The organism is Salinarimonas sp., from assembly GCF_040111675.1.
In the GTDB taxonomy this organism is placed as follows: Bacteria; Pseudomonadota; Alphaproteobacteria; order Rhizobiales; family Beijerinckiaceae; genus Salinarimonas.
Window position 1 is genome coordinate 4,751,880 of record NZ_CP157794.1, and the last position, 10,118, is coordinate 4,761,997.

Sequence of the window (10,118 nt, forward strand, 5' to 3'; positions counted from 1 at the left end):
TCAGGTCCGCGCGGGGGCGAGCCGCGCGATCGGGTCGAGGCTGCGGGCCGCGTAGGCCGGCGGGCCGTTGGCGGGCCAGGGGGACAGGACCGTCTCCGCCGACACGAGCGCGAGGCCCGAGACGAAGACGAACGGCACGCCGAGCGCGCGCGCCGCGTCCCTGTCGGCCACGGCGTCGCCGAACAGGACGGCCTCGTCCGGGCGCAGCCCGCGCTCGGCGAGGAGCGCGGCCATGGCCTCGGCCTTCGGCGTCGGCGTGCCGATCACCGCGTCGAACGCGCCGGCGAAGCCGGCGGCGTCGAGGGCGCGCGCCGCTTCGGCCCCGACACCACCGGTGACGACGGCGCAGGGTCGGTGCGCCGCGCGCAGCATGCCGACGAGAGCCCGCGCGCCCGGCGCGGGCGCCGAGAGCGGGTAGCGCTCGGCGAGGAGCGCGGCGTAGGCCGCGGTGCGCGTCCGCACGAAATCCTCCGCATCCTCGGGTGCGCCACCCAGGATGCGGTGAAAGGTGGCGAAATGCTCGGCCCGGCCGCGGCCGAAATTGGCCGCGAAGGTGGCGAGGCAGGCCTCGCGCTTCTCCGCCGGCGCGTCCGCGAGCACGTCCGCCACCGCATCGAGCTTGACCCGGTTGGCGTCGAGCAGCACGCCGTCGCAGTCGAAGAAGGCCATCGCCGCCGCGCGGGCGATCTCGCCCACGCTGCGCGGCTCGCTGCCGGGCTCGAGGTCGGGAGCCCCGGAGAGCGGCTGGCGGCCGGCGGCCGCGAGCGCGCTCACGACGCCCTCCGCGCGGACTCGAGGAGACCGGCGTCGTAGCGGCCCTTGGGGGACGACGCAACGAGCCGGTCGAGAACGGCGAAGCGATCGAGATCGGTCATGGCGGCGTCCTCGGCGAGCTTCTGGGCGTAGGTCGGATGCAGGCCGACGCGGGCCTGCCAGCGGTAGAGCGGCGTCGCGCCCCAGCGGCTCTCGGCGCGCAGAGGCTCGACGTGGCGGGCGAGGAAGCGATCGCAGGCGGCGAGCGCCTCCGGCGTCGGCGCGGAATCGAGAAGAAGCCGCACCGTCTCGGTCGCCGCGTTGCCGGCGCCGCGGCCCAGCCCGCCCATGGTCGCGTCCACCATCCGAGCGCCCGCCTCGATCGCCGCCTGCGTGTTGGCGACGGCGAGGCCGATATTGTCGTGGGCATGGAAGCCGAGCGGGGTGGCGAGGGCGGCGCCGACGGTCTCGAACAGGCGGGTCACGTCCGCCGGCCGCATGCGCCCGAAGCTGTCGGCGAAGTACAGCGCCTGGATCGGCGCCTCGCCGAGGCGCCCGGGCAGCTCGGCGGCGAGCTGCTCGGGCGGCAGGTCGGCCGCCTGCATCAGGTTGACGATCGGGGTGATTCCGCGCGCCGCGAGCGCCGTCGCGACCGCGGCCGCGCCCGCGAGCCCGTCCATGCGGGTCGCGACGCGCACGGTCTCGATCGTGACCGGCGCCTCGGAGAGGCGCTCGGCCACGCGGTCCGCCGCCTCCTCGGGCGCGACCCGCGCGGCGTCGGCCGCATCGACCATGACGGCCGCCGAGACCCGAGGGGCCTCGGCGAGGAGCGCGCGCTGCGCCAGCGTGAGGGAGCGCGGCAGGTCCGCGTAGTCGCCCGACGGCGCAGCCGGGGTCGGCGCCGCCACCCGCAGGTAGCCGAGCTCGACACGGTCGACGCCGAGCGCGGCGCAGACCGTGAGCCAGTCCGCCACGAACCCGTCCGAGAAGCGCCAGTCCGTCTGGTAGCCGCCGTCGCGCAGGGTGCAGTCGAGGAGGAGCGGGCGCGGGCGGGTCATTCGGCCGCCTCCCGCGCGCCGGACCCCGCGGGGCGGCTCCAGTTGAAGATCGGGTCCAGGCGATACCAGTTGAGCGCCGTGTCGTTGCCCTCGATGCGGCGCAGCAGCTCGCCGTGCATCAGGTCGTCCCAGCGCTGGACGACGGGGTGCATCGCCAGCGCGCGGGTGAAGTCCCGCTGCGGGTCGAAGCCCTCCTCGGCCTCGACCTGCATGAACAGCGTGCGCGGCGGCAGGAGGTGGATCGACATGGCGCGCAGGCCGATGGCGTCGAGCGCGCCGCCCGGGCCGGAGATCTCGGGGGGGACGGCGCGATGGGCCTCGCGATAGCGCGCGAGCGCCTCGTCGGACACGACCTCGATGGCGAAACCGATGCGAATCATGCTGCCTCTCCCATGTCGGCGGCGGTGGTCACGGTGGCGAGCAGCCGGTCGTAGACGGTCTCGACCTCGGCGAGCGTCTCCGGGTCGACGTGGTAGTCGAGCGGCGGGCGGATGTCGGTGCGCTCGATGAGGCCACGGCGATGCAGGAGGTGCTTCGAGATCCCGAGATAGCAATCTATGCTATTCATCATGTGACACATCAAGTACGAAAGCGGGTAGGCGATCTCGCGCGCCTCGCGCTCGCGCCCGGCCTCGAGAAGCCGCCAGAGGCGAACCGTGATCTCGGCGATCTCGGTGGCGGGGATGACGCCGGCGAGGCCGCGGCGATAGGTGTCGGCGAGCATCATTCCGCCGTCGCCCTCGAAGATCCGCGCCTTGCCGCCGGTGGCCTCGCGCAGGAGCGAGACGCGCGGCGGGGTGGGCGCCGATTCGGGCTTGAACTGCACCTTCTCCGGCCCGTAGGCGGCTAACAGACGCGCCTGCACCGCGATGGAGAGCGGCCGCTTGGCCAGGCTCTTGGCGTGGTGGACGAGGATCGGCAGGCCGACGGAGTCGATGACCGCCGCGAAGTAGCGGTACATTTCCTCGTCATCGAGGGCCATGATCGAGGGATGCATCACGAGGAGCGCGTCGCAGCCCGCCTTCTCGGCCTGGCGCGAGAACTCGATCGCCTCGCGAATGCTTTCTCCGCCCGTGCTCATCACCGAGACGCCGCGCGCGCCGCAGCTCTCGGCGAGCAGCTCCGCGACCCGGAAGCGCTCCGCGGTCGTCAGGCGCGAGACCTCCGAGACCTGGCCGACGACGACCCCGCTGCAGCCCACGTCGAGCATGTGCCCGACCTGCCTGCGAAAATCGGCCTCGTGGACGTCGCCGCGTTCGTCGTAGGGCATGATGACGACGGGAAGAACTCCCGCGAGAGCTTTTGCGCTGGTCATACCTGTTCCTTTGGGTAGCGGTGAGAGGCTGGCCGCAACACGCAGGCAAGCGGATCAGCGAGATAGAATGGCAATCAAAGCGTGTCAATCTAAAATTTTTGATCGGAGCGCATTGCTCAGCTGCACAATCTGCGATACATGACCGGGAACGTAGATGCTGCGCCGCACGGGCGCGGCCCAACTCCGGAGGCGCGAAACGTGCGGACGGCTCCCACTGTGCTCGATCTCGTCGGCGTCGGCTTCGGCCCGGCGAACCTCGCCCTGGCACTGGCGCTGGAAGAAGACGCTTCTTCGAGCCGCAGCGCCTATTCCAGACTCTTCCTCGAAGCGAAGAGAGACTTCTCGTGGCACAAAGGGATGCTGCTCGACGGCGCCACGATGCAGATCTCCTTCCTGAAGGATCTCGTCACGCAACGCAACCCGCAGAGCCCTCACAGCTTCCTGTGCTATCTCAAGGACCGCGGCCGGCTGGCCGACTTCCTGAACCTCAAGGACTTCTTTCCGACCCGGCTCGAGTTCCACGACTATTTCAAATGGTGCTCGGAGGCCGTCGGTCCCGTGGTCCGCTACAACCAGAAAGTCCTCTCCGTGGATCTGGCGACGCCGGGCGGCGCGGCGGTCGCCACGCTCGCCGTGACGGCGCGCGGGGCCGACGGAACGGAGCGTACGCATTTCACCCGCGCCGTGTCGCTGGCGATGGGTCTCGCGCCGCGCCTGCCGCTCGGGCTCGCGGCCGGGCCCCGTGTCTGGCATACGAGCGATCTCCTTCCGCGGACCACCGCCCTCGCGCCGTCGGCGAGCCCGCGCTTCGCCGTGGTCGGCGCCGGCCAGAGCGCGGCCGAGGCGGTCGAGCACCTGCTCGCGCGCTTCCCGGATGCACGCGTGCACACGATCATGAGCCGGCTCGGTTTCACGCCCTCCGACGATACGCCCTTCGTCAACCGGGTGTTCGATCCGACCATGGTCGACAGCTATCACGCCATGTCGCCGGAGCTGCGGTCGCACGTCCGCTCGACGCACGCCAACACCAATTACAGCGTCGTCGACCAGGACCTGATCGCCGCGCTCTACAAGCGCTGGTACGCCGATCGGGTGGCGGGGCGCGAGCGTCTCGTGCTGGAGCCGCTCTCGCGCCTGACCGACGTCGAGGAGACCGCGGACGGGCTGCGGCTCGGCCTCGCGGCGGCGGCCGGGCCCGGAACCCGCGCGCTCGAGGTCGACTACCTCGTCTGCGCCACCGGCTACGACCCCGTCTCGCCCGACGCGGTGCTCTCGCCCGCCTTGAGCGCGCTCGTCGAGCGCGACGCCTCCGGCGCCCCGATCATCGAGCGCGACTACCGCCTGCGCACCCGCGCGCCGCTCCTCGCCCCGATCTACGTCCAGGGCGACTGCGAGGCGAGCCACGGCCTCTCGGCGACGCTGCTGTCCAACCTCGCGCCGCGAGCCGGGGAGATCCGCGACAGCCTCGCGGCGTACCTGGCCGGGCTCCAGGAGGAGGCGCGCTATGCCAGCGCCTGAGCGCGAGACGGTGGTGATCGGCGCCGGCGTGATCGGCGCCGCCGCGGCGCTCGCCCTGCGCCGGGCGGGACGCGCCGTCGCGCTGCTCGACGCCGATCGGGTCGCCGCCGGTGCGAGCGGCTGGTCGGGAGGCGTGGCGCGCGTGTTCCACCTCGACGCCGAGGAGGCCGCCCGCGCCGCCTACGGCCTGCCGATCCTGCGCGACCTCGCACGCGCCATCGGCGTGGGCGTGCCCTTCCACGAGACGGGCTACCTCTACTTCCCGAAGCCGCAGGACCGGGAGGCGGCGCTCGCCGCCGCGCGCGCCCTCGCGCCGGAGCACGGAACGGAATTCGTCGGCGCCGGCCAGCTCGCGACCCTCTATCCCGGGCTCGCCCTGTCGGGCGAGGGGGCGATCCACGAGCCGCGGGCCGGCTTCGCCGATCCCCGCGCCGTCGCTCTCGCCTATGCGGAGGCCTTCGTGCGCGCCGGCGGCCGGTCGCTCGAGGGCGTCCGCGTCGGGGCGCTCGCGCCCGACGCCGGCGGCGTGCGGCTCGAGACGACGCTCGGCCCGATCCACGCCGACCAGGTGGTGCTCGCAGCCGGCTACGCGACGCCCGGCATGCTCGACGCGCTCGGCGTCGCCCACGACCTGTTCTCCCGTTCCATCCAAGTGACGCTGTTCGAGCCGCCGCATCGGATCGTCGCGCCCGCCTTCACGGACGAGGAGCTCGACGTCTACGGCAAGCCCGATCCGGCGAGCGGAGGCCTCTACGTCGGCGCGCCGACCACGGCCGAGAGCCGCGGCGAGATCGCCGCAGAGCCCGTGGACGCCGACCACGTCGGGCGGACGATGGCGGCGGCCCGCGACCGCTTCGGCTGGATGGACGCCGCGCGCCCGCGCGGCGGCCTGCGCCACGCCGACTGCTACAGCGCGCGCGGACGCGGCGAGGTGTTCCGCCTGCCGGGCGCGCTGTCGCGCATCGTCGTCGCCGCCGGCTTCTCCGGCGGAGGCTTCAAGATGGCGCCGTGGGCCGGCGAAGCCGCCGCGGCGCTCGTCGCGGAGCGCGCCGCCGACGCCGCCTGACCCCGATCCCCCGCTTCCCGCTTCTCGATCGTCTCGACCCACGCGCGGCCGGCCGCGCGCCGTCAGGCCAGCTCTCGGAGACCAGACATGCAGATCTTCGACCTGTTCGATTTCACGGGCGAAGCCTACGACCTCAAGTGCCGCCCCTTCGCGCCGAAGGGCGCCCCCGCGGGCGCCATGGTCTGCGAGGTCGCGCCCGGATCGGTCTCGCGCATCCACAATCACGCGGAGGCCGAGGCCTTCCTCGTGCTGGAGGGCGCGGGCCACGTCACCGACGGGACCGAGCGCCGGCCCATCGCCGCCGGGCAGGGCGTGCTGTTCCCGCCCTTCGTCAATCACGTGATCGAGAACGCCGACCCCGACAAGCCGCTGCGGATGATCTCGATCTACTGGATGGGCGACCTCGCCGCCGACGACGCCGCCGCGAAGGCCGGCGCGCCGCGCGACACGCTCGTCTTCTCGACGCCGCCGACCCCCAACGGCGATCTTCATCTCGGGCATCTCTCCGGGCCCTATCTCGCCGCCGACGTGCTGCGGCGCGCGCTCGCCCAGCGCGGCGCCGCGGCGCTCCACGTCACCGGGCGCGACGACAACCAGACCTACGTCCTGCTCAAGGCCTCGCGCGAGGGCTCGACGCCGACGGACGTCGCCGACCGGTTCGCGCAGGCGATTCGCGGCACGCTCGCCGCCGCCGACATCCCCCTCGACGGCTTCATCGAGCCCGACCGCGACGGCCTCTACGCGGCTTTCGTCGCCGACCTCGTGGCGCGGCTCTCCGCCAACGGCTTCGTCGAGGCGCGCCGCGCCCCGGTCCTCGTCGACGACGCGGGGCGCGTGGTGCACGAGGCCTATGTCCGCGGCAGCTGCCCGCATTGCGGGGAGGGCGCCGACGGCAACGCCTGCGAGGCGTGCGGGCGCCCGATCGCCTGCACCGAGCTGCGCGACCCGGTCGTCACCCTGACCGGCGCGCCGGCGCGGGTCGGCGAGGCCCAGCGGCTCTTCTTCCTGATGTCGAAGCTCGGGCCGCGCCTCGACGTCGCCGTCAAGGAGACGCGCATGTCGGCGCGCGCCTATGTCTGCGCGCAGTCGGTTCTCGACGACGGCGCGCCCGACATCCCGATCACCCAGCCCACGGGCTGGGGCCTGCCGGCTCCGGTCGCGGGCTTCGAGGATCAGGTGCTCTACGTCTGGTTCGAGATGGCGGCCGGCTATCTCTACGGCGCCGCCCGCGCCCTCGATCCGCAGGCCGATACCGTGCCGGCCCTCTGGGAGGCGGCCAGGCGCGCCTTCTCCGGCGACCGCGAGATCGTCCACTGCTACGGCTTCGACAACACCTGGTACCACACGCTGCTGTTCCCGGCGGTCTACGCCGCGCTCGACATGGGGCTCGTCGCGCCGCGCACGCACGTGGTCAACGAGCTCCTCGACCTCGACGGCTCGAAGTTCTCCACGAGCCGCAACCACCTGATCTGGGGGCGCGACCTCCTCGCCGAGGCGCCCGCCGACGCCGTGCGCTACGGCCTGTGCCGGGCGCGTCCGCAGGGCGTGCGCGCGAACTTCCGCCTCGACGCCTTCCTCGCCGACGCCAACGCGCTCTTCGCGGACGTCCTGCCCGGATGGTTCGCGGCGCTGGGCGGGCTCCTCGCGCCGCATGGGGGCGTCGTTCCCGAGCCCGGCGCCTGGCTCGGCGACCACGAGGCCTACCTGGCCCGCATCCGGGGCTTCGTCGCCACCTGCGAGCGCGCCCTTTCGCCGCAAAGCTACGACGCGCGCGAGGCGGCGGACGCGATCGCGACGTTCGTGGCCGACAGCCGCCGCTTCTGCGAGGCGCAGGCCGCCCTCGGCCTGGGCGGCGCGCAGGCCAACTACGCCCGAACGGCCGCGGCGGCGGGCTGCCTCGGCCTCGCCGCCTTCGCCATCCTCGCCGATCCGATCATGCCCGATCTCGCGGGGCGCATCCGCGCCGCCCTCGGCGTCGAGAACGATCCGGCCGCGGCGCTGCGTTTCCTTCCGTCCGGGCGCGCCGTCGACCCGGCGCGAATCGCCCTGCCCGGCGCCATCGCGGCGCCGCGCGTCGCCGCCGGTCTCGCCGCGCGGCGCGCGGCGGCCGCAGCCTGAGGACGCGCGCATGACGAGCCCCCGCCGGCCCGTGGTGCGGATCGGGGTCGTCGGCCCGCTGACCGGGCCGCGGGCCGAGTACGGCGAGCTTCTGCTCGAGGCGGCGCGCCTCGGCGCGGAGGCGGCCCGCGCGGCGCATCCCGCCGCGCCCGAGCCCGAGCTCGTCGCCGCCGACGACGCGGCCATGCCGGCGCCCGCGCGCGAGGCGGCGCGCCGGCTCCTCGCGGCGGGGGTCGACGCGGTCGTCGGGCATTTCAACAGCGATGCCGCCGCCGAGGCGGGCCCGCTCTATCGCGAGGCCGGCGTGCCGCTGCTTCTGCCCGCGTCCACCCGCGACGGCCTCGCCCGCGAGATCGGGGCGCTGCGGCTGTGCCCGACCGACGCCGATCAGGTGACTGCGCTGGCAGAGGCCCTCGCGGCGGTCGGCGCCGTCGCCCTCGCGACGGACGCGACGCCCTACGCCGCCCGGCTCGTCGCCGCGCTCGTCGCCCATCCGGCGCTCGCCGAGACGCGGACGACCATCGTCTCCCTCGCGGAGCCGGACCTCGCCGCGACGCCGGAGGCGGAGGCGATCGCGCTCCTGGGCACGCATCCCGCGATCCTCGCGGCGCTCGCGCGCTGGAGCGAGGCGGGCGCTCTCGGCGGTCGCCGGCTCCTCGCCTGCGACGATTGCAGCCTGCCGGCCTTCGCGGACGAGCTGCCGCCGGGGATCACGGTTTCGGTGGCGGCGCCGCGTCCGAGCTTCGCGGAGGCCGTGCGCGAGGCGATCGGCCTCGTCGTGCGGCATGCGGCCGCGCCCACCGGTCTCGGGCCGGCGCTGGCGGCGGACCCGCTCTTCGCGGAGGGCGAGCGGCGCGATGCGCGCTTCGCGCTGGTCGAGACGGCGCCGGCGCGCACCTGACAGCCGAGGACGGATCTCGACCGCGCCGGCGCGATGGCTGTAGGAAGGCGGATCGTCACGAGCGACGGCGAGTTCGCGTCCCCATGAGCCAGATCGGTCCCCTGCCCACCATCGACGTCGAGACGGCCTTCGCCCGCTACGAGGCGATCCGCCACCGGCTCCCGCAGGCGCGCTTTCCCGCGACGAGCCGTCGCGCGGCCACGCTGAGCGAGGTCGCGGAGGATTACGACGTCTTCGTGCTCGACGCCTTCGGCGTGCTCAATGTCGGCGAGCGCCCGATCGCGGGCGCCGTCGCGCGCATCGCAGAGCTGCGCGCGCGGGGCAAGCGCCTCTTCGTCCTCACCAACGGGGCGACGCATCGGCGCATCCACGCGCTGGAGAAATACGGCAAGCTCGGCTTCGACTTCACCGCCGAGGAGGTGGTCTCCTCGCGCGACGTCGCCGCCGCCGCGCTGCAGGCCGCGCCGGAGGCCTTCCTCTGGGCCGCCGCCGCGGGGCCTGAGGCCGGCTTCGAGGATCTCGGCGCGCGGGTCGCGGATCTCGAAGCGGACCCGGCTCTGCTCGAGACGGCCGACGGGTTCCTGCTCCTGTCGAGCGCGAGCTGGCGCGCGGCCGACCAGGAGCGGCTCGTCGCCGCCCTGCAGGCGCGCCCGCGGCCGGTGGTCGTCGCCAATCCCGATCTCGTCGCGCCGCGCGAGACCGGGCTCACCCTCGAGCCCGGCTGGTGGGCGCACGACCTCGCCGACCGCGCCGGCGTCGCGCCGGCCTTCTACGGCAAGCCCTTCCAGGACGCCTACGACGTGATCGTGGCGCGCTGCCCGGACGTCGCGCCGGCGCGCATCGCCATGGTCGGCGACACGCTCCACACCGACGTGCTCGGCGGGCGCGCGGCGGGCTTCGGCACGATCCTCGTCCTCGCCCACGGCCTCTTCGCCGGCCGGGACGCGGAGGACTTCGTCGCCCGCTCCGGCATCCGCCCGGACGTGCTCTGCGAGACGACGTGAGCCGCGGGCGCTCGCTCACAGGACGTTGCGGGCGATGACGATGGAGGAGATCCCGATCCAGAGCGTGTTGAAGGCGAGCAGGGTCGGCAGCAGCTTGCGCATCGAGGCCCAGATCAGCAGGCAGGAGGTGGCGAGCGTCAGGAAATGGAGCTGCCAGATCTCCTTGCCGAAGATCAGCCCCGGCACGATGATCGCCGCCTTGCTCATCCAGGCGGCGAACTCGACGACGTTGTAGTCGGTCCAGTAGCGCCGCTCGAACCAGTGGCGCATGCAGCCCGCGACGCTGCGCCAGCCGATGGCGCTGTAGAGCGCGAGCACGATGGCGAGGCCGGCGATGGCGGCGGCGGCGATGTGGGTCGTCGTGAGGGTGGCCATCGCGCAGAAG

At 73.7% G+C, this 10,118-nt stretch carries 10 protein-coding genes; 5 read left to right on the forward strand and 5 right to left on the reverse strand.

All coding sequences use genetic code 11. From position 1 onward, the window contains the following. The 4 genes from ABL310_RS22055 to ABL310_RS22070 are packed head-to-tail and all read right to left on the reverse strand — an operon-like array spanning position 1 to position 3,126. Positions 1–774, reverse strand: a complete 774-nt coding sequence (locus tag ABL310_RS22055) for an HAD family hydrolase (RefSeq protein ID WP_349369146.1) — start codon at positions 772–774, stop codon at positions 1–3. Continuing rightward, positions 771–1,811 (reverse strand): hypothetical protein, encoded by a 1,041-nt coding sequence (locus tag ABL310_RS22060; RefSeq protein ID WP_349369147.1) that lies wholly within the window; start codon positions 1,809–1,811, stop codon positions 771–773. Before ABL310_RS22060 ends, ABL310_RS22055 begins: the two co-directional genes overlap by 4 nt. Next, a complete protein-coding gene (locus ABL310_RS22065; protein ID WP_349369148.1) occupies positions 1,808–2,191 on the reverse strand; it encodes an L-rhamnose mutarotase in 384 nt (127 codons plus the stop codon). Before ABL310_RS22065 ends, ABL310_RS22060 begins: the two co-directional genes overlap by 4 nt. Then, positions 2,188–3,126, reverse strand: a complete 939-nt coding sequence (locus tag ABL310_RS22070) for a dihydrodipicolinate synthase family protein (RefSeq protein WP_349369149.1) — start codon at positions 3,124–3,126, stop codon at positions 2,188–2,190. Before ABL310_RS22070 ends, ABL310_RS22065 begins: the two co-directional genes overlap by 4 nt. A gap of 198 nt (positions 3,127–3,324) precedes the next feature. Between ABL310_RS22070 and ABL310_RS22075 the strand changes: the two genes are divergently transcribed. The 5 genes from ABL310_RS22075 to ABL310_RS22095 all read left to right on the forward strand — a co-directional run bounded on the left by ABL310_RS22075 (position 3,325) and on the right by ABL310_RS22095 (position 9,733). Further along, positions 3,325–4,644: a SidA/IucD/PvdA family monooxygenase gene (locus tag ABL310_RS22075; protein ID WP_349369150.1), complete on the forward strand. Its 1,320-nt coding sequence runs from the start codon at positions 3,325–3,327 to the stop codon at positions 4,642–4,644. Next, positions 4,631–5,710: an FAD-dependent oxidoreductase gene (locus ABL310_RS22080; protein WP_349369151.1), complete on the forward strand. Its 1,080-nt coding sequence runs from the start codon at positions 4,631–4,633 to the stop codon at positions 5,708–5,710. The genes ABL310_RS22075 and ABL310_RS22080 overlap by 14 nt, the downstream gene beginning before the upstream one ends. Positions 5,711–5,797: 87 nt before the next feature. Then, complete coding sequence (locus tag ABL310_RS22085; RefSeq protein WP_349369152.1) at positions 5,798–7,828, forward strand: class I tRNA ligase family protein; 2,031 nt, start codon at positions 5,798–5,800, stop codon at positions 7,826–7,828. A gap of 10 nt (positions 7,829–7,838) precedes the next feature. Further along, positions 7,839–8,729 carry an ABC transporter substrate-binding protein gene (locus tag ABL310_RS22090; RefSeq protein WP_349369153.1) on the forward strand — a complete coding sequence of 297 codons (891 nt, stop codon included), beginning with the start codon at positions 7,839–7,841 and terminating at the stop codon, positions 8,727–8,729. Between the two features lie 83 nt (positions 8,730–8,812). Further along, entirely contained in the window at positions 8,813–9,733 is a 921-nt protein-coding gene (locus ABL310_RS22095; protein WP_349369154.1) for a TIGR01459 family HAD-type hydrolase, read from the forward strand. 15 nt (positions 9,734–9,748) lie between these two features. Here the strand turns inward: ABL310_RS22095 and ABL310_RS22100 are convergent, their stop codons facing one another. Next, positions 9,749–10,108: a hypothetical protein gene (locus ABL310_RS22100; protein ID WP_349369155.1), complete on the reverse strand. Its 360-nt coding sequence runs from the start codon at positions 10,106–10,108 to the stop codon at positions 9,749–9,751. Positions 10,109–10,118 lie beyond the last annotated feature (10 nt).